This window comes from Amaricoccus sp. B4 (assembly GCF_043226085.1).
Classification (GTDB): domain Bacteria; phylum Pseudomonadota; class Alphaproteobacteria; order Rhodobacterales; family Rhodobacteraceae; genus Amaricoccus.
This window is the reverse complement of sequence record NZ_CP171225.1, coordinates 120,607-139,003: the sequence shown is the minus strand read 5'-3', so window position 1 is coordinate 139,003 and position 18,397 is coordinate 120,607. Positions and strand designations below refer to the sequence as shown.

At 67.5% G+C, this 18,397-nt stretch carries 22 protein-coding genes; 9 read left to right on the top strand and 13 right to left on the bottom strand.

The window, feature by feature from the left end:
* Nucleotides 1-95: 95 nt before the first annotated feature.
* From ACF66B_RS00680 to fabA, 7 genes are all read right to left on the bottom strand, one after another.
* Nucleotides 96-731 (bottom strand): calcium-binding protein, encoded by a 636-nt coding sequence (locus tag ACF66B_RS00680; RefSeq protein ID WP_111428725.1) that lies wholly within the window; start codon nt 729-731, stop codon nt 96-98.
* Nucleotides 732-838: 107 nt separating this feature from the next.
* Complete coding sequence (locus ACF66B_RS00675; RefSeq protein WP_392663670.1) at nt 839-2,197, bottom strand: sensor histidine kinase; 1,359 nt, start codon at nt 2,195-2,197, stop codon at nt 839-841.
* Nucleotides 2,197-2,862 (bottom strand): response regulator transcription factor, encoded by a 666-nt coding sequence (locus tag ACF66B_RS00670; protein WP_111428727.1) that lies wholly within the window; start codon nt 2,860-2,862, stop codon nt 2,197-2,199. The genes ACF66B_RS00675 and ACF66B_RS00670 overlap by 1 nt, the downstream gene beginning before the upstream one ends.
* Nucleotides 2,862-3,179, bottom strand: a complete 318-nt coding sequence (locus ACF66B_RS00665) for a PepSY domain-containing protein (RefSeq protein WP_392663668.1) — start codon at nt 3,177-3,179, stop codon at nt 2,862-2,864. Before ACF66B_RS00665 ends, ACF66B_RS00670 begins: the two co-directional genes overlap by 1 nt.
* 73 nt (nt 3,180-3,252) lie before the next feature.
* Complete coding sequence (locus ACF66B_RS00660) at nt 3,253-4,041, bottom strand: SDR family oxidoreductase (RefSeq protein WP_111428728.1); 789 nt, start codon at nt 4,039-4,041, stop codon at nt 3,253-3,255.
* Nucleotides 4,042-4,044: 3 nt separating this feature from the next.
* The gene (fabB, locus tag ACF66B_RS00655) at nt 4,045-5,274 is read right to left on the bottom strand and encodes a beta-ketoacyl-ACP synthase I (protein WP_111428729.1); all 1,230 of its coding nucleotides are present in this window, start codon (nt 5,272-5,274) and stop codon (nt 4,045-4,047) included.
* A 17-nt stretch (nt 5,275-5,291) separates the two neighbouring features.
* Nucleotides 5,292-5,798 (bottom strand): bifunctional 3-hydroxydecanoyl-ACP dehydratase/trans-2-decenoyl-ACP isomerase, encoded by a 507-nt coding sequence (gene fabA, locus ACF66B_RS00650; protein WP_111428957.1) that lies wholly within the window; start codon nt 5,796-5,798, stop codon nt 5,292-5,294.
* A 193-nt stretch (nt 5,799-5,991) separates the two neighbouring features.
* Between fabA and irrA the strand changes: the two genes are divergently transcribed.
* Nucleotides 5,992-6,414: an iron response transcriptional regulator IrrA gene (irrA, locus tag ACF66B_RS00645; protein WP_111428958.1), complete on the top strand. Its 423-nt coding sequence runs from the start codon at nt 5,992-5,994 to the stop codon at nt 6,412-6,414.
* A gap of 56 nt (nt 6,415-6,470) precedes the next feature.
* Here irrA and ACF66B_RS00640 read toward each other — a convergent pair whose 3' ends face one another.
* Entirely contained in the window at nt 6,471-7,001 is a 531-nt protein-coding gene (locus tag ACF66B_RS00640) for an SH3 domain-containing protein (RefSeq protein WP_111428730.1), read from the bottom strand.
* Between the two features lie 113 nt (nt 7,002-7,114).
* Between ACF66B_RS00640 and ACF66B_RS00635 the strand changes: the two genes are divergently transcribed.
* The 4 genes from ACF66B_RS00635 to ACF66B_RS00620 all read left to right on the top strand — a co-directional run bounded on the left by ACF66B_RS00635 (nt 7,115) and on the right by ACF66B_RS00620 (nt 10,207).
* The gene (locus ACF66B_RS00635; RefSeq protein ID WP_111428731.1) at nt 7,115-8,101 is read left to right on the top strand and encodes a D-glycerate dehydrogenase; all 987 of its coding nucleotides are present in this window, start codon (nt 7,115-7,117) and stop codon (nt 8,099-8,101) included.
* A gap of 149 nt (nt 8,102-8,250) precedes the next feature.
* The gene (gene ccmI / locus ACF66B_RS00630) at nt 8,251-9,486 is read left to right on the top strand and encodes a c-type cytochrome biogenesis protein CcmI (RefSeq protein ID WP_111428732.1); all 1,236 of its coding nucleotides are present in this window, start codon (nt 8,251-8,253) and stop codon (nt 9,484-9,486) included.
* Nucleotides 9,483-9,968: a Holliday junction resolvase RuvX gene (gene ruvX / locus ACF66B_RS00625; RefSeq protein ID WP_111428733.1), complete on the top strand. Its 486-nt coding sequence runs from the start codon at nt 9,483-9,485 to the stop codon at nt 9,966-9,968. The genes ccmI and ruvX overlap by 4 nt, the downstream gene beginning before the upstream one ends.
* Nucleotides 9,965-10,207, top strand: a complete 243-nt coding sequence (locus ACF66B_RS00620; protein WP_111428734.1) for a DUF1289 domain-containing protein — start codon at nt 9,965-9,967, stop codon at nt 10,205-10,207. The genes ruvX and ACF66B_RS00620 overlap by 4 nt, the downstream gene beginning before the upstream one ends.
* Nucleotides 10,208-10,227: 20 nt before the next feature.
* Here the strand turns inward: ACF66B_RS00620 and ACF66B_RS00615 are convergent, their stop codons facing one another.
* From ACF66B_RS00615 to ACF66B_RS00605, 3 genes are all read right to left on the bottom strand, one after another.
* The gene (locus ACF66B_RS00615; RefSeq protein WP_111428735.1) at nt 10,228-11,007 is read right to left on the bottom strand and encodes an SDR family oxidoreductase; all 780 of its coding nucleotides are present in this window, start codon (nt 11,005-11,007) and stop codon (nt 10,228-10,230) included.
* A gap of 3 nt (nt 11,008-11,010) precedes the next feature.
* The gene (locus ACF66B_RS00610; RefSeq protein WP_111428736.1) at nt 11,011-11,499 is read right to left on the bottom strand and encodes a hypothetical protein; all 489 of its coding nucleotides are present in this window, start codon (nt 11,497-11,499) and stop codon (nt 11,011-11,013) included.
* Between the two features lie 87 nt (nt 11,500-11,586).
* Nucleotides 11,587-12,216, bottom strand: coding sequence for a ParA family protein (locus ACF66B_RS00605; protein ID WP_111428737.1), 630 nt, complete (start codon nt 12,214-12,216; stop codon nt 11,587-11,589).
* Between the two features lie 143 nt (nt 12,217-12,359).
* On the opposite strand from ACF66B_RS00605, the gene ACF66B_RS00600 reads away from it, so the two are divergent.
* On the top strand, nt 12,360-13,187 hold the full coding sequence (locus ACF66B_RS00600; RefSeq protein ID WP_392663660.1) for a shikimate 5-dehydrogenase: 828 nt from the start codon (nt 12,360-12,362) through the stop codon (nt 13,185-13,187).
* A gap of 359 nt (nt 13,188-13,546) precedes the next feature.
* On the opposite strand, the gene ACF66B_RS00595 is transcribed toward ACF66B_RS00600, so the two are convergent.
* Both ACF66B_RS00595 and ACF66B_RS00590 read right to left on the bottom strand, forming a co-directional pair.
* On the bottom strand, nt 13,547-15,019 hold the full coding sequence (locus ACF66B_RS00595; protein ID WP_111428738.1) for a peptidoglycan -binding protein: 1,473 nt from the start codon (nt 15,017-15,019) through the stop codon (nt 13,547-13,549).
* 3 nt (nt 15,020-15,022) lie between these two features.
* Entirely contained in the window at nt 15,023-16,366 is a 1,344-nt protein-coding gene (locus ACF66B_RS00590; RefSeq protein WP_111428739.1) for a biopolymer transporter ExbB, read from the bottom strand.
* Between the two features lie 157 nt (nt 16,367-16,523).
* On the opposite strand from ACF66B_RS00590, the gene ACF66B_RS00585 reads away from it, so the two are divergent.
* The 3 genes from ACF66B_RS00585 to ACF66B_RS00575 all read left to right on the top strand — a co-directional run bounded on the left by ACF66B_RS00585 (nt 16,524) and on the right by ACF66B_RS00575 (nt 18,366).
* The gene (locus ACF66B_RS00585; protein ID WP_111428740.1) at nt 16,524-17,453 is read left to right on the top strand and encodes an SPFH domain-containing protein; all 930 of its coding nucleotides are present in this window, start codon (nt 16,524-16,526) and stop codon (nt 17,451-17,453) included.
* A complete protein-coding gene (locus ACF66B_RS00580; RefSeq protein WP_111428741.1) occupies nt 17,450-17,965 on the top strand; it encodes an NfeD family protein in 516 nt (171 codons plus the stop codon). Before ACF66B_RS00585 ends, ACF66B_RS00580 begins: the two co-directional genes overlap by 4 nt.
* A gap of 104 nt (nt 17,966-18,069) precedes the next feature.
* Nucleotides 18,070-18,366, top strand: a complete 297-nt coding sequence (locus ACF66B_RS00575; RefSeq protein WP_162683170.1) for a hypothetical protein — start codon at nt 18,070-18,072, stop codon at nt 18,364-18,366.
* The last annotated feature ends 31 nt before the right edge of the window (nt 18,367-18,397 follow it).

The window sequence follows — 18,397 nt, the reverse complement described above, 5'->3', positions numbered from 1 at the left end:
TGCGGGAAGATGAGGCTAGAGCAAAACCTTTCACGACGGAAACGCCGTCTGGGGCAGGATTTCGCCCGGCGGCATTTTCGCCCTGCCGCCCGCGCTCAGATCAGGAAGTCCGAGGCGTCAAAGGTCGAGAGCTCGGTGTTGCGGAAGGTGACAGAGCTGTCGGCAGAGAAGCTGAAGACCACATCTCCGTCCTGCTGCACGCCACGCGAAAGCACTGCGGCGGCATTTGCGAAGTCGAAATCGGTCACGTCGATCCGGTCGAGCCCATCCTCGAAATCGCGAACCACATCGTAGCCGTCACCGAAATCGAACTCGAAGACATCGGCACCGCGGCCACCGAGCAGCGTGTCGTTGCCTGCGCCGCCCTCGAGCGTGTCTCGCCCTGCCCCGCCGTAAAGCCGGTCGTTGCCCGAGCCTCCCTCGAGGTCGTCGCGGCCCCGGCCGCCCTGGAGCGTATCGTGGCCGCTGTTGCCTTCGAGCTCATCATTACCGTCGCCGCCGTTCAGAAGATCGTTGCCGCCGCCACCCTCAAGGTCGTCGTTGCCGGTGCCCCCGAAGATCCGGTCGGCCCCGCGGCCGCCCTCGGCATCGTCATCGCCCGATCCTGCGGAGATGTAGTCGTTGCCGTCATTGCCATGGATCTCGTCATTTCCGGCAAACCCGTAGATGCGGTCGCCGAGGCCCGTGCCCCGCAGGATGTCTGCTGCGTTCGTGCCGTTGATCCTTGCCATTCCCTGGCTCCCTCCGATTGAAGTCACAGATCCGCCTCATGGGGCGGCTGCGTTTCCTCTCGCACGCCGGGCCTGACAGGGGGCTGACGCGCCGTGTCAGGAAAGTGTCAGACCACCGCCGGCGCGGCCAACGGCAGGCGGATCGCAGCCTCGAAGCCTTCGCCGGTATTGGCAAGCGAGAGGGTGCCACCAGATGCGTCGCAGATGTCGGAGACGATCGCGAGGCCGAGCCCGGTGCCAGGCCGGGCGAGATCGAGCCGCGCGCCACGCGCGCCAAGCCGGGCGAGATCGTCTGCGGCGACCCCTGGCCCGTCGTCCCGTACCGCGATCACGCTCTCGTGCCCCTCGCGCCGGATCTCCACGCTCACCCGGCTGCGGGCATGGCGCGCGGCGTTCTCAAGAAGTGCTCCGAGCGCCTCGGTGAGATCGCCTGCATCGATGCGGACCCGGAGCCCCGCGTCGCCGTGCACCGCCATCTCGAGCCCCGCGCCATCCGGGGTCCGCTTCAGCACGCGCAGGATCGGGGCCGCGACCGCCGCCGGATCACTCGAGACCGCCCAGCCGCCCGTGGCGATCCGGGCGCGGGAAAGCTCGCGATCCACATGGCGCTGGATGATGCGCACCGCTTCCTCGATCGCCGCCGAGCTCTCGCCCGCGCCGCGGTCCGCGAGCCGCCGGGCCTCTCCGAAGAGCGCCTGAAGCGGCGTTTTCAGGGCATGCGCGAGATCTGACGCGCGCGCCCGGGCGCGCTCCACATCCGTCTCGCGTGAGGCGATCAGCGCATCGACTTCCGCCGCGAGCGGCTGCACTTCGCGCGGAAAGGCCGCGCCAAGGCGGCTCTCCGCCCCGGAGCGCACCGCCGAAACCCGCGCGCCCACGGCTGCGAGCGGCCGCAGCCCGACAGCAACCTGAACCCAGCCCGCCGCGATCAGCACCGCGCCGAGGAGGCCAAGAAACGGGACCAGATCGCGCAGGAAGGCGCGGGAGGCCTGGCGCAGCTCTGCCCGGTCCATTGCCGCGACCACGCGCACCGCCCGGCCGCCGAGGCTTGCGGGCAGGATCGCGCGACGCTCCACCACGAGCAGCGGCATCCCCTCGGGCCCTATAAGCGTATATTCCCGCAGCGGTCCGGTAGTACGGGCGACGGGCGGCAGCGCAAGCGGGCTGTCCCAGAGCGAGCGCGAGCCGAGCTGCACGCCATTGGCCAGATCGACCTGCCAGTAGTGGCCGGAAAACGGCTGCTGGTAGCGCGGATCCGCCGGAGGATTGCGCATCTCGAGACTGCCTTCGGGGCCGCGCTCGAGCCCGGCGATAAGCTGGTCGATGTGCGAGGAGAGCTCGCCCACCGCCCGGCGCTCCACGTGGCGCTCAAAGAGGATGCCGAGGCCTACGGCCGCCACCGTCAGCAGGAGCACAACGGAGGCTGCGCCCGCCAGCACGAGCCGCAGCCGCAGCGAATTCCACATCAGCCGCTGCCGTCCCCGGCGAGATAGCCAAATCCACGCCGGGTGCGGATCACCTCGGCGCCGAGCTTGCGCCGAAGCCGCGCGATCAGCGCCTCGAGCGCGTTCACCTCGCGCGCATCCTCATCACCATGGAGATGCTCGAGCAGTTCAGTCGGCGCGATCACCCGGTCCGGGTTATGGGCGAGATAGGCGAGCAGCCGGTATTCGAGCGGCGAGACCGGCACAGGCACGCTGCCAGCCGTGACGGCCATGCGGTTCGTATCGATGCGAACCGTACCGATCCGCAGTATCGCCGTGCCCTGACCTGCGGCACGGCGGACGAGACCGCGAGCACGCGCGACCAGTTCCTCCATGTGAAAGGGTTTCGGGAGATAGTCGTCGGCACCGGCCTCGATACCCTCGACGCGCTCGGTCCAGGCGCCACGGGCGGTCAGCACGAGGACCGGCATGTGCCGACCGCCACCGCGCCAGTTCTTCAGGACCGAAAGCCCGTCAAGTCCGGGAAGACCGAGATCGAGCACAACCAGATCGAAAGTCTCTGTATCGCCGAGGAACCAGGCCTCCTCGCCATCGGCGCAGCAGCGCACCGCAAAGCCCGCAGCCTCCAACGCGGCGGCCACATCGGCCGCGATTCGGGGATCGTCCTCGACGACCAGCACGCGCATCAGTCGTCCTCGTCCTCATCCTCGATCGCCAGCGTCTCGCCGCTCGCCGCATCGACGGTGACTTCGACGATGCGGCCGTCGGGCTGGATCAGCTCGAGCTCGTAAAGGTGCCGGCCGTCCTCGATCTCGAACTCCACCTCGATCATCCGTCCACCGGTTTCGGCCTCGACACGCTGCAGGATCTCCGTGAGCGGCAGGATTTCGCCGCGCGCCACGGCCGCCCGCGCCCGTTCGTAATCCTCGAACGTGGCAGCGGCGAGCGTGGCTGCACCCGCCAGGATGGCAAACATCAGCGCGGCAGCAAGCAGACCCTTCATTCCGGGCGTCCTCCTCGGCGTCATCTATGCCAGTCTGACGGATCGCCGCTGACATGACACTGACGGAAGGGGCTCAGAGGTTCTCCGGCTGCGCCATCCCGAGGATGTGGAAGCCCCCGTCGACAAAGAGCGTCTCGCCTGTCGTGCTCGCAGAGAGATCGGAGAGCAGGTAGAGCGCAGCACCGCCGACAGCCTCGAGCGAGGCGTTGGCGCGCAGCGGCGCGTTCTGTTCGGTGACCTTGTAGACCTTGCGCGCGCCCGCGATCGCGGCCCCCGCAAGCGTCCGCATCGGCCCCGGACTCACCGCGTTCACCCGGATGCCGACCGGCCCGAGATCGTTGGCGAGATAGCGCACTGCACTCTCGAGTGCGGCCTTGGCGATACCCATCACGTTGTAGTTCGGCGTCACACGCTGCGCGCCAATGTAGCTCAGCGTGACGACCGAACCGCCATTCGTCATCAAGGGGGCGGCACGCCGGGTGAGCTCCACAAGGCTGTAGCAGGATATATCAAGAGATTTCAGGAAGTTATCGCGCGTCGTGTCCACAAATCGCCCATCGAGCTCGGCCTTGTCGGAATAGGCGATGGCATGGACGAGGAAATCAAGGCTGCCCCATTCGGCCTCGATCCGCTCGAAGAGCGCATCGAGCGAGGCGCCGTCCTGCACATCGGCGGGCAGGATGATGCCGGCGCCGAGCTGTTCGGCAAGCGGCCTGACCCGGCGCCCGAACCCCTCGCCCTGATAGGTGAACGCCATCTCGGCCCCGTGCGCGGCGAGCACCTGCGCGATGCCCCATGCCAGGGAGTGGTCGTTCGCCACCCCCAGAACCAGGCCGCGCTTTCCGGCCATCAGTTGTGCCATGCTTCACCCATGAAATCTGCTGAGCAGCATCGAGCCGTTGGTTCCGCCGAACCCGAAGCTGTTGGTCATCACCGTGTCGAGCCCGGCCGCATCGACCCGGGCGGTCGCGATCTCGGCCGGTGCCAGCGCCGGATCGAGGGTCTCGACATTGATCGAGGGCGCAATGAAATCGTCCTTCAGCATCAGGAGGCAGTAGATCGCCTCCTGGGCGCCGGTCGCTCCCTGGCTGTGGCCGGTCATCGACTTGGTCGAGGAAATCGGCGGCGTCGTGCCTTCGCCGAAGACCCGGCGCACCGCCTCGACCTCGCCGACATCGCCGACCGGCGTCGAGGTGCCATGAGCGTTGATGTAGCCCACCTTGCGCTCGGCCGGCAGCCCGGCAAGCGCAAGGCGCATCGCACGCTCGCCGCCCTCACCCGAGGGCGCCACCATGTCATGGCCGTCCGAGGTTGCGCCATAGCCGGTCACCTCGGCATAGATCTTCGCGCCGCGTGCCCTGGCGTGTTCCAACTCCTCGAGGACCACCATGCCACCGCCGCCCGAGATCACGAAACCGTCGCGATTGGCGTCAAAGGCCCGCGAGGCCTTCTCCGGCGTGTCGTTGTATTTCGAGCTCATCGCGCCCATGGCGTCGAAGAGGCAGGAAAGCGTCCAGTCGAGCTCCTCGCCGCCGCCGGCGAACATCACGTCCTGCTTGCCGAACTGGATCTGTTCGACGGCATTGCCGATGCAGTGGAGCGAGGTCGAGCAGGCCGAGGTGATCGAATAGTTGATGCCCTTGATCTTGAAGGGCGTCGAGAGGCAGGCCGAGACCGTCGAGGACATGCAGCGCGTGACCATGAAGGGCCCCATGCGCTTGGGGCTGCCCTTTTCGAGCACGATCTGGTGGGCGGCGAACATGTTGCGCGTCGAAGGTCCGCCGGAGCCCGCGATCAGCCCGGTGCGCTCGTTCGAGACATCGGAGGGCTCGAGGCCGGCATCCGCGATCGCCTGTTGGAGCGAAAGATAGGCGAAGGCTGCGCCATCGCCCATGAAGCGGATGAGCCGCTTGTCGATATGCTCGGCCGGATCAAGCGCCGGCTTTCCGTGGACCTGGCTGCGAAACCCTCGCTCCGCATACTCCGGCGCGAAACTCACGCCCGACTTGCCCGCCTTGAGTGCGGCGGTGACTTCCTCGGCATTGTTCCCGATCGAGGATACGATGCCCAGGCCGGTGACGACGACACGGCGCATGATGCGGCTGCCCCTCTCTACTCCTGGAATAGACCGACCTTCATGTCGGTGGTGGTGTAGATCACCTCGCCATCCGCCTTCATGATCCCGTCGGCAATTCCGAGTTTCAGCTTGCGGTCCAGAACCCGCGTGAAATTGACCGTGTACTCGACAAGCTTCACATCGGGCGTGACCATCCCGGTGAATTTGACTTCCCCGACACCGAGCGCGCGGCCCTTGCCCAGCATCCCGCGCCAGCCGAGATTGAAGCCGGTGAGCTGCCAGAGCGCATCGAGCCCGAGGCAGCCCGGCATCACCGGGTCGCCAAGGAAATGGCACTGGAAGAACCAGAGATCGGGCTTGATGTCGAACTCCGCGACCACATGGCCCTTGCCGGAAGGGCCGCCATCGGCAGAAATCTCGGTCACCCGGTCCATCATCAGCATGGGCGGCGCGGGCAGTTGCGGATTGCCGGGCCCGAACATTTCACCACGGGCACATGTCATAAGCCCCTCGAAATCAATGCTCGTCGGCCGATCAGTCATTCCCTGCCAGGCTCCCATTCCCTAGTCTGCGATGGCTTTGGCGACCTGTAACACCGCATCCGAACGGCGTGCAAGGCCGCGTCGTCGCCCTCCGTATCCCGCCATACCCGGCTCGGGGCTGGAAATCACGGGAAAATCCGGTATAGAGGACAGTGCAACAAGCCAGGTGAATGAAATGACTGCCTCGCGGGAAATGACAGCCGACCCGGCGGGACGCGCCGAGGAGTGGCTCGCCTCCGGATCCCTGCGCCCCACGCGACAGCGCCTCGCGTTGGCAAATCTTCTTGTCGGCGACGGACGCAACCGCCATGTGACCGCCGAAAGCCTCCATGAAGCCGCCAGCGCGCTCGACGTCCCCGTCTCGCTCGCGACCGTCTACAACACGCTCCGGGCGTTCTGCGACGCGGGCCTCATGCACGAGATCACCGTTGACGGCACGCGCTCCTATTTCGACACCCGCATCGACGATCACCCGCATTACTATTGGGAAGACGAAAGCCGACTGTCGGATGCGCCGAACGACGCGATCCGGCTCGCCTCCGAGCCGAAGATTCCCGAGGGCGCCTTGCTCTCCCGTGTCGATGTGGTGATCCGCCTTCGCGGCCGGTCCTCGTAGCGCGAGGGCGCCGGCCCGGCTCCTGGTCGGGAAGTCCCACCAACCCGGCCGATGGCTCAGTCGATGGTCTCGTTCGGGCCGACGCCCCAGATCAGGCGCCGCGGCACCCATCCCGTGATGCGGTCCGCCTCGAGCTCACACCAGTCGCCCTCGCATTTCTCGATCCGCGCGATCACGCCGGGCTCGGCCATCGCGACGACCAGCGCATCCTCCTCGGGCTTCGCGCGCATCGCGATATTCTCGTCGCCCTGCAGCAAGGCCGTGCGCACGCCGGAAATCAGCGTGTGATGCACCCAGCCGCCCTTGCCGTCCATGTCGCGTACCCGGCGCCAGTTGCCGTATTCGGCGGTGACCTCGACCGGCAGGCCGCGGCGCACGAATTCCCAGTCGATCCGCTGGTCCATTCCCGGCCCGCGCCGAGCGTTTGCCGTATCTGCGCGGATCGAGACGAAGCGCGGCAACGGCAGGTTCGTCACCTGTCCGCGCGCCACGATCTCGTCACCACGGACCGGCGCAACAGCGGATGTCATGCCCAGAAGAAGAATCGCTACGAAGGCGGCGGCGTATCCCGCCGTTTGCTTCTCCATCTTTGGTCCTGCTCTCGCCTCTCGCCGGGATAGTGTCTGGATTTCCAAGACCTCCCCGTGCCATTAAGACGCGACGATAATCGAAAAGCAGCGCCAGAAAAACAGGAATCAATATGCCGACCAAACCTGTGAGCGTCTTCGTGACACGCCGACTTCCCGAGCCCGTCGAAGCGCGGATGCAGGAACTGTTCGATGTAACGCTCAACACTCAGGACAAGCCTCTGTCGAACGAGGAACTCGCCCGGGCGATGCAGACGGCAGACGTGCTGGTTCCCACGATCACCGACCGGATCGACTCGCGGCTGCTGGCGCAAGCCGGTCCGCAGCTGAGGCTCATCGCCAACTACGGTGCCGGCTTCGACCATATCGACGTCGCCACCGCGCTGCAGCGCGGCATCGCGGTGTCCAACACGCCGGGCGTACTCTCCGAAGACACCGCCGACATGGCCATGGCACTGATCCTCTCGGTACCGCGGCGGATGCCCGAGGGCGTACACCTGCTCCAGAGCGGCAACTGGGAGGGCTGGAGCCCGACCGCGCTCATGGGCCACCGCATCGCGGGCAAACGGCTGGGCATCCTGGGGATGGGCAACATCGGCCAGGCGGTTGCGCGCCGGGCCAAGGTCTTCGGCCTCGACATCCACTATCATGCCCGCCGCCAGCTCGCGCCCGCCCTCGAGCAGGAGCTCGGGGCACACTGGTGGGAAAGCCTCGACCAGATGCTCGCGCGGATCGACATCCTTTCGATCAACGTGCCGCACACCCCCTCGACCTTCCACATCATGAACGCCCGCCGGCTGAAGCTCATGAAGCCGACCGCCTATATCGTGAACACCGCCCGCGGCGAGGTGATCGATGAAAACGCGCTCACCCGGATGCTGCGCGCCGGAGAGCTCGGCGGCGCGGGCCTCGATGTCTACGAGCAGGGCCACGACGTGAACCCCCGCCTCATGCAGCTCCCGAATGTCATGCTGCTGCCACACATGGGCTCGGCAACGATCGAGGGCCGCATCGAGATGGGCGAGAAGGTCATCATCAACATCAAGACCTTCGCCGACGGCCACCGTCCGCCCGACCAGGTCGTGCCCTCGATGCTCTGAGACCGGGGCAGCCCCGCCCGCGCGCCGGGCGGCCGCGCGCGATCGGGTCGCGAGTGCGGACACGCAATCGCGACCAAAGCCACATTGTGCGGCGACAGCCCGGAGACTAGGGTCCGCGCCACACGCACAGCAAGCCGGATGGAAGCCACATGCAGTTCTGGATCGTCGGGGGAGTTCTGGCCGTCGTCTGCCTGCTGGTGGTCTTCCTGCCGCTGCTGCGCGGCTTCGGAAGGGCCTCGCGCCGGGCAAGCTACGACATGCAGGTCTACCGCGACCAGCTGCGCGAGGTGGAGACGGAGCTCGCCCGCGGCGTGCTCACGCCGGAGGAGGCAGAAGCCACCCGCGCCGAGGTCTCCCGCCGCCTGCTTGCCGCTGCCGATGCCGAAGGCGCGGAGGCCGAGACCCACACCGCGCCGCGGCGGGTCTCGCGCATCGCCGGCGCCCTGCTGCTCATCGCGGTCGCGGGCCTCGCGCTGGGGATCTACGACCGCGTCGGCGTTCCAGGCTACCCGGACCTGCCGCTTGCCCTCCGCGAACAACGCATGGCCGAAGCCCGTGCCAGCCGCCCCTCACAGGAGGAGGCCGAAGCCGCGATCGCCGCCAATGCCGATGCGGCCCAGCGGCCGCAGTTGCGGCCGGAAGACGCAGCGCTTGTAGAGAAGCTCCGCGCGGTGCTGAAGGACCGGCCCGGAGATCTCGAAGGCCACCGCCTGCTCGCCCGCAGCCTCGGCTCGATGGGCCAGTTCCCGGAGGCGCGCGCCGCGCAGGAAGCGGTGATCGCGATGCAGAACGGCAACGCAACCGTCAATGACGAACTCCAGCTCGCGGAGCTGATGATCCTCGCCACCAACGGCTATGTCTCGCCGCAGGCCGAGGCAGTGATCGCAAAGGTGCTTGCCCGCGATCCCCAGAACCCGGTGGCGCGCTATTATTCCGGCCTCACCCTGCTGCAGGGCGGCCGCCCGGATCTCGCCTACCCGCTCTGGGCGCGCCTGCTCGAAGAGGGCCCGCCCGACGCGCCCTGGATCGCGCCGATCCGGAATGACATCGCCGAGGTCGCGCGCCTCGCCGGCATGCCGCCTCCCGAGGGTGTCGCGACCCCGGCGCCCGGGCCGAACCAGGCTGACATCACTGCGGCCGAACAGATGACGCCCGAAGAGCGGCAGGCGATGATCACCGGCATGGTCGATCAGCTCAACGAGCGGCTGGCGACCGAGGGCGGCCCGCCGGCCGACTGGGCGCGCCTCATCCGCGCGCTCGGCGTTCTCGGCCGCACCGATCAGGCGAAGGAAACCTGGGAGGAGGCGCAAACCAAGTTCGCGGGCAATGGCGCTGCGCTCGCGGAGATCAACGCCGCCGCGCAGGCGGGGGGGCTCACGCAATGAGCGCCGCGATCCTCGAGGATGCCGCCGAATTCGCCGCAGCCCTCGCCCCGGGCCGCGCGCTGATGGGGCTTGATCTCGGCACCAAGACGATCGGTGTGGCGGTCTCCGACACCCTGCGCTCCATTGCCTCACCGCTCGAGACCGTCCGTCGGACCAAATTCACCCAGGACGCTGCGGCGCTGGTCGCCCTGATGGGCCCACGCGCGATCGGCGGCATTGTTCTCGGCCTGCCGCGCAACATGGACGGAAGCGAGGGCCCGCGCGCCCAATCCACCCGCGCCTTCGCCCGCAACTTCTCGCGGCTGACGGAGGTGCCGATCACCTTCTGGGACGAACGCCTCTCCACCGTCGCGGCCGAGCGCGCCCTGCTCGAGGCTGATACCTCGCGCCGCCGCCGGGGCGAGGTCATCGACCATGTGGCCGCGGGCTACATCCTCCAGGGCCTGCTTGACCGGCTCGGCCACCTGGAGCGGCGCGCATGAGCGAAGATGTCTGGAGACGCAACGAGATCGAGAGCCCCTGCGTCAAGATCTGCGTCATCGACGAGGAGAGCCGCCTCTGCCTCGGCTGCTACCGCTCGCTCGACGAGATCGCGGGCTGGTCGGGCCTTTCGGCAGAGGCCCGGCGCGCGGTGATGGCCGAGCTTCCGGCCCGCGCCGAGCGCATGAAGCCGCGGCGCCGCGGCGGGCGCAAGGGCCGCGGCGCCGCCGGCGAGAGCTGATCCGCCCCCGCCGCCCTGGATCAGAACGTCGCGTTGAAGGCGCCGCCGTCGATCAGGATGTTCTGCCCGACGATGAACCCGGAAAGTTCCGAGCAGAGGAAGGCGCAGGCCGCGCCGAATTCGTGCGGGGTGCCGTAACGCCGGGCCGGGATCGTCGCCTCGCGCTTGGCACGCGCATCCTCGATCGTCAGACCCTCCGCCTTCGAGACGCCGGTATCGAGCGAGGTGGCGCGATCGGTGTCATGGATGCCGGGCAGGAGGTTGTTGATGATGACACCCATCGGCGCCACCTGACGGCTCGTGCCCGCCACGAAGCCTGTCAGCCCCGCCCGCGCCGAGTTGGAGAGCCCGAGCGCCGGGATCGGTGATTTCACCGACTGCGAGGTGATGTTGACCACCCGCCCCCAGCCGCGCTCGCACATGCCCGGCAGGAGCGCCTGCATCATCGCGATCGGCGTCAGCATGTTGGCGTCGAGCGCCTTGATGAAATCCTCGCGGCTCCAGTCGCTCCAGATCCCCGGCGGCGGACCACCGGCATTGTTGACGAGAATGTCCGCATTCGGCGCCGCGCCGATCACCTTCGCCCGGTCGAGCTCGTTCGTGATGTCGCCCGGCACCGCAATCACCTCGACCCCATGGGCGGCGCGGAGCTCCGCCGCCGCCGCCTCGAGCGCCTCGGCGCCGCGGGCATTGATGACGAGATCGACCCCCGCTTCCGCCAAGGCATCGGCACAGCCGCGCCCCAGTCCCTTCGATGCCGCGCAGACGATGGCGCGGCGGCCGCGAATCCCCAGATCCATGGTTCAGTCCTTCCTGCTGCCGTGGGCGTCGATCGGCGGCTTCCAGGAGACGAAGAAGCCGATATCACCGGGCATCCCGTCCGGAAAGCTCACCACCATCGCCTTGAAGCGATAGCCGAGCGGCTTGCCGACGCGCTCGAAGAGGTCATAGATCTCCCGCGCCTTGCCCTGAAGCGTGTCGGGCCAGTTCGGCAGCGTGTTGTTGATTGCCCGCCCGCCGTCGGTGCAGAGGTCCGAGGGGAAGGAATAGACCATCACCTCGAACTCGCCCTCCTCGGCCGCGCGATCGACCAGCGCCATGATATGGGCGCGTTCCTCGTGGCCGATGTGGTGCTGGAGGAAATCCTCGGCGAAGGCCTTCTGGCGCGCCTTCATCTCCTCCGCTGCACCGGAGGCGCGCCTGGCTTCGGCCTCCCTCTCATCGATCATGCGCTTGCGCAGCCCCTCCGCGCTGAAAATGTGGCCCTTGTGGGTCGACATGGCGTCGTTCATCGCAAATCTCCCTTGCCGATGGCCCCGCGCCCGCCCCACCGCGCACGGCGGCAGGCCGCGGGGTTCCTGACCCTGCACGGGCAGAATCTAGTCCTCGATCACGGAGGCCACAACCGGTTCCCACTGGCTGCGCATCGCCTCGAAGGCACGCTGGGGCTTGTCGAACACCGCCAGCCCTTCCTCGGCGAGATCGGCATAGGCCGCGCGTTCGGTGATCCAGGCCAGAGGCTGATGGCCGAGATCGTCGAAGAACTCCTGCAACCGCTGCGCCGCTTTCTGCTGTGGCCGTACCCGGTTCGCGATCAGATGAAGCCCGACCTTCCCCTTCCGGATACGTTTGATGTCCTCGATGTCGCGCAGGAAGCGCCGGGTGCTGTCCTCGTCGAAATAGGACGGCAGCACCGGCGCGATCACCGTCTCCGCCTCTGCAATGAGCGCCTGCGCGCGGCCCTCCTTTATCGCGCCCGGCGCGTCGATCACCAGCCACTCGATCTGCTTCGGCGCATCGCCCACATTGCCCGATTTGGTCCAGTCGAGCCCGGCGATCGAGGCGGCATCCGCCGGCCGCTGCCGCAGCCAGCGCAGCGCGGATTTCTGCGGATCGGCATCGGCCAGCGCGGTCTTCTCCCCCCTCTTCGCCAAGGCGGACGCGATGGTGATCGCGGTCATGGTTTTTCCGCAGCCGCCCTTGCGATTGGCGACAAGAATGGTTTTCATCTGCCCGAAATCCTCATTCCGTCCTCCCGTCAGGTCTTTAAAGCGCCCCCACCTGCGAGGGTCAACAAACGACCGGGCCGAAAGCTCCGGAGACCCTGCAATCGCCTCGCCGGGAGGCCCCCTCATCAAGGAGCCATTCACCCGTGAAACCGCTGATCGGACGCGACACGAAACTCTGCATGTCGCTCTCGGGGCGCCCGAGCAATTTCGGCACCCGATTCCACAACCGCCTCTACGAAATCTTCGGCCTTGATTTCGTCTACAAGGCCTTCACCACGCGCGACCTCGATGCCGCGATCGGCGGCATCCGCGCGCTCGGCATCCGGGGCTGCGCGATCTCGATGCCGTTCAAGGAAGACGTGATCCCGCTCCTCGACGAGATCGAGGCTTCGGCGGCGGCCATCGACTCGGTCAATACCATCGTCAACGACGACGGCCGGCTGACCGGCTACAACACCGATTTCATCGCCGTCCGGCACCTTGTCGAGGCGGCGGGGATCTCACCCTCCACCCCCTTCCTTCTGCGCGGCAGCGGCGGCATGGCGAAGGCCGTCATTGCGGCCCTGCGCCATCTCGGCTTCGAGGCGGGCACGGTCGTGGCGCGGAACGAGGCCGCCGGCCGCGGGCTGGCCGAAGCCTACGGCTACGACTGGCAGCCGGCGCTTGGCCCCTCGGGCGCGCCCCTGCTCATCAATGTGACACCTCTCGGCATGGAGGGCCCGGACGCGGAAGCGCTGGCCTTCCCCGAGGCGATGATCGGTGATGCAGAGATTGCCTTTGATGTCGTCGCCCTGCCCCCCGAAACGCCGTTCCTCCGGGCCGCAGCTTCGGCCGGAAAGAGGCTCATCACCGGGGCGGAGGTCATCGCGTTGCAGGCCGTTGAGCAGTTCGTGCTCTACACCGGCGTCCGGCCGGACGCGGAGCAGATCGCCGAGGCTGCGGCATTCGCGCGCGAGAACGCGAACCGCTGACGCGGGTCGAGAGGAACCTTGATGCCGATCCGCCCGGTCAGCCCGGACGGGTCATCTCGCGTCGGCGGCAGGCCGGACCCGCACCGCGCATGTAGTGGCGTTCGGGTCTGTATTGCCCGAATTCGATCCTGCCCAGCCGGCGGATCATGTGGGAACAGATGCGCCTCACCATCGTCCTTCATCTCCCTCGCCGAAGACGCATCTCCCGCCTGTTCCGGTGCAGCAAAAGCCTGCGCGGAAGACCTGAAAACGGGGTCGCGTCGGATGAGAACAGGATGGGTACAGAATGCTGAATTTTCCGTGCATGACGCGGCGGAAAATGCGCAGGATTTCGAGGAAAATCTCCGGCTCGCTTCGCCCTAGCGCTCGGTGAACTTCATCTCGATGCGGCGGTTGCGAGCATAGGCTTCGGGCGTGTCGGCCGCGTCGATCGGCTGGAATTCCCCGAAGCCCGCTGCGGCGAGCCGCTCGGGCGGAATGCCCTCGGCATCGATCATGTATTTCACCACCGACAGAGCCCGCGCCGTGCTGAGTTCCCAGTTGTCGCGGAACTGGCGGTTGAAGCCCACCGGGACCTTGTCGGTATGGCCGTCCACCCGGATGATCCAGTTGATTCCCGGCGGGATCTCTCCCGCGATCTGCTTGATGACGCGGGCGACCTGCGCCACCTGCTCGCGCCCCTCGGCCCCCAGCGTCGCCGAACCCTGCTGGAACAGCACTTCCGAATCAAAGACGAAACGGTCGCCGACGATCCGCACCCCCGGCTGGTTGGCGAGAATGTCGCGCATCCGGCCGAAGAACTCCGAGCGGTAGCGCCGGAGATCGCGGGCCTCCTCGCCGAGCTCGGCCGCCTCTGCCGCCAGCCGCTCCTTCTCGCGCTCCTCGAGCTCCGCCTTTGCGCTCTGCTCGGCTGCCACACGCGCAAGCGCCGCGTTGAGGTTGGAGCCGAGCTTCTCGATCTGCACCTTCGAGGCCCTGTCGCGGGCCTCCGCCTCGTCAAGAAGCCCCTGCAGCGCATCGAGCTGCGAGCGCAGCTCTGCCGTCTGCTGGTTGAGGAGCGCCACCTGCCGCTGGCTTTCCGCCGAGACCTGCTGCTCCTCGGAGAGCAGTGCGCGCGCCTGGGCAAGCTCCGCGGCCGTCTTCTCGGCCTCGCTCAATACCCGCTCCTGGCCCTGCAGCTTGTCGCGCGCCGCCTCCGCCGCGGCGAGCAGGGTCAGCGTGTCCTCGGCCTGCTTGCGCTGCTCCTCGAGCTGGAGCGAAAGCGCGGTCAGCTCCGCCTGCGACCCCTCGAGCCGCTCTCTCAGGAGCTCCGCCGCCGCAGCCTGCGCCAGGCGTTCGGCCTCGGCCTCCGAGAGGTCGTCCGCCTGATCCGCGAGCCGCTGTTCGATAGCCTGCTTCTCGTCCCGGAGCGAAGCGACGATCGCCTCGAGGGCCTGCTTGGCATCGAGCTGCGCCGCGGTCTCCGCCTCGCTCGCCTTCAGGCTGTCGGCCAGTTCCGTGTTCCGCGACAGCAGCGTCTGCACCCGCGTCTCGTATTCGGAGATCTCGGCCACCGCCGCGTCGCGCTCCCCCGTCACCGTCGCCACCAGCTCCGCCTGCCGGTCGGCGCGGCTGCGTTCGAGGCCAAGCGCATCGGCGAGATTGGCGACCTGGAGCGTCAGCTCGTCGAGCTTCTGCCCCTGGCCCGTGATCGTGTCGCGCAGCACGAACTGCACGATCATGAAGATCGAGAGCACGAAGAACAGCACCAGGATAAGTGCCGTCATCGCATCGACGAAGCCCGGCCAGATTGTGGCCGAGAAACGCCCCGAATTGCGACGGCTGAGCGCCAAGGGTCAGGGCCTCCTGTGGGCGACGAGCGCGCGCAGCGCCTCGGCGAGCGACGAAATGTCCTGTCGAATCTCGGTGACGAGATCCTGCCGCCCGGCGGCGAGGTCCTCGAGGATGCGCACCACCTGGGTGTCGATCGAGCGCAGCCGGGCGCGGGTCTCGGCATCGACATGGCCCGAATCCTCGTCGCGGCTCTCGAGGATCGCGGCCACCCGCTCCTGCGCCTCGGCGATGCGCTCGAGCAGCGCGGGCGCCACCGGATCGGGTTTCGGCTCGGAGAGGACGCGGACAAGCTCGGAGACGCGGGTCTCCATCACGTTCGCAAGCTCGCCCATGCGGGTCTCCGTCACCCGCACGAGCTCGCCGATCTGATCGTGGCTTGCGCGCGTGAGCTCCGCCGTCTGCGCCTCGGTCGCCCGGAGCTGCGCCTCGGCGGCGCGCGCAAGCTCGCCCATCCGCGCCTCGGTGATCCGCGCGAGTTCCGCAAGCTTCTCGTCGGAGGCGCCGCCGCGGGCGAAGCTCTGCTCCACCACCTCGCGCAGGCTGTCGATCTGCTCGGCGGTCTGGCCGATCACCATGAGCACATTGCCCGCCGTCAGCGCCTCCTCGCCCTCGACGCCGGGAATGCCGATGCGGGTGATCGAGGAGAGCCAGTCCTCAAGCTCGCGGTAGAAGCGGTTCTGCGCATGGCTCGCGAAGAGCTCGAGCAGGCCCACGACGAGCGAGCCCGCAAGGCCCAGCAGCGAGGAGGCGAAAGCCGTGCCCATGCCGCCGAGCTGGTCCTCGAGCCCGCTCATGAGGTTGTCGAACACCTCGATGGCGTCCTGGCCCTCCTTGGGCGCGAGCGATCGGATGGTTTCCACAACCGCCGGCACCACCGTCGCGAGCCCGTAGAATGTGCCGAGAAGCCCAAGGAAGATCAGCAGGTTGATGAGATAGCGCGTGAGGTCGCGCTGCTCCTCGATCCGGGTGCCGACGCTTTCGAGGATCGACTGGGTCGAGCTTGAGGTGAGCCCGCGCCGCGCGCGCCGGTCGCCCAGCAGCGCCGCAAGCGAAGCCAGCAGCCGCGGGGCCTTGATGAACTCGTGCCCCGGCCGGTCGAGCGCGAAGCTCTCGATCCAGACCACCGAGGAGACCAGCGTCACCACCTGCCAGAAACAGGCGAAAAGCCCGACGAAGAACACGAAGAGGATGAAGCCGTTGAGATAGGGCGACGCAAAGAAGACCGGTGAGACGGTCGGAAACAGCAGGATCCCGACGCCCGCGGCAAAGCCGAGCACGACGAGCATCATCACGATCTGCCGTACAGGCTGCGAAAACTGCGGGTCCGCTTTCTGCGTGAACGCCATTGCTCTTTTCTTTTCCTGCCTCTGCCGCCCCGAACCTTACGATGCGCGGGGGTGCTTTCCAACCAGCTTGTTGTGCAGGACAATCCCGACAGGCTAACAAAGCGTTGACACCCGGCTTCTACTTCCGAGTGATCCGACCAAAAGAGGATTTCAACCCATGGATGCCGCCTTTGCCCCCGTCATCGCCGTCTTCGTCCTCGCGGTCATTCTCGTCATCACCACCGTCAAGTCGGTGCCGCAGGCCGAGAACTGGACCGTGGAACGCTTCGGCCGCTACACGCGCACACTCGAGCCGGGCCTGCGCTTCCTCGTCCCCATCGTTGATCGAATCGGCGCCAAGATCAACATGATGGAAACTGTTCTTGATATCGACGAGCAGGAAGTCATCAGCCGCGACAACGCCATGGTCGTCGCCGATGCCGTCGCCTTCTACCAGGTGGTCGATGCCGCCTCCGCCGCCTACGAGGTGCGCAACCTCGAACACGCGCTCCGCAACATCAGCCAGACCAACATCCGCGCCGTGCTTGGCTCGATGGATCTCGACGAGGCGCTCTCCAACCGCGATGCGATCAACCTGCGGCTGCTCGCGGTGATCGATTCTGCCTCCTCGCCCTGGGGGGTGAAGGTCACCCGCGTCGAGATCCGCGACCTCGCGCCACCGCCCGACATCACCGAAGCCATGGCGCGCCAGATGAAGGCCGAGCGCGACAAGCGGGCCGAGATCCTCCAGGCCGAGGGCCAGAAGGCCTCGGCGATCCTCAAGGCCGAGGGCGAGCGCGAGGCGCAGATCCGCGAGGCCGAAGGCCGGCGCCAGGCCGCCTTCCTCGACGCCGAGGCCCGCGAGCGCGCTGCCGAGGCCGAGGCGAAAGCCACCGCGATGGTGTCCGAGGCCATCGCCCGCGGCGATATCCAGGCGATCAACTACTTCGTGGCGCAGCGCTACACCGAGGCGCTCCGCGACATCGCCGCGAGCCCGAACTCGAAAACGGTGATGGTGCCGCTCGATGCCTCAAGCCTGATGGGCTCGATCGCAGGCATTTCCGAGATCGCGAAGGCTGTCGGTTCCGGCGGCGGGAGGGGGGCATGAACCTGCCCCTCCTCGGCCTTCTCACCGGTATATCGCCGCTCTGGTGGCTGGCCGCCGCGATCCTGCTCGCGGGCCTCGAGGCGCTGACCGTCACCACGCATCTGATCTGGCCCGCGCTCGCTGCGGCGCTGACCGCACTGCTGCTCTGGCTCATGCCGGCACTCTCGGGCGTGGCACAGATCGGCTTCTTCGCCGTCTTCACCATCCTCTTCATCTTCGCCGGCCGTGCGATCCTCAACCGTCGGGCGGCGGGCGGCGATCCGGCCGGACGCCTCAATCGCCGGTCCAGCCAGCTCATCGGCCGCGAGGCGATCGTCGAGACCTTTCACTGGCACGAGGGCCAGGTGAACATCGACGGGGTGATCTGGCCGGCCCGTCTCGACGAGGGCCGCAAGGCTCCGGCACCGGGCGAGCGGGTGCGCGTCATCGCCGCCGACGGCATCGTCGTCTGGGTCCGGCGCATTCCTGCCCCGCCCGCCGAAGAGGCACCGGAGCGCACCGGCGACGGTTGACCCGACTCGCGTGAGCCCCGATGCTCGAACGGCCGACCCGCCCAGGCCCGCTTCCGCGGGCCACGCGGCAAGGGTCCGGACCGGAGGAAGAAGGAAATATAACCTTGAAATCCAGAACAATCGTCTGCTGCGTGCTGCCCGCCGCTCTCGTGCTGGCCGCCTGCGCGAAGAAGCAACCGGAACCGGCCGAGGTTCCCGTTGATCCCGCGATCTCGAACTGCCTTGCCGCGGTCACCGCGGAAACCGGCGTCTCGGCGGTCACACCCCTCGGCACCACGCCCACCAAGCTCGGCACCCAGGTCATGGTCGAGGTCTCCGGCGCCGATGCGCCCTGGGCCTGCGTGATCGGCGCGGACGGCCTCACGGTGCAGAGCGTCTACTACACCGGCAAGAGCGGCTGAGCCGCAGCGGTCTCGCGCTCCTGAACGGGGA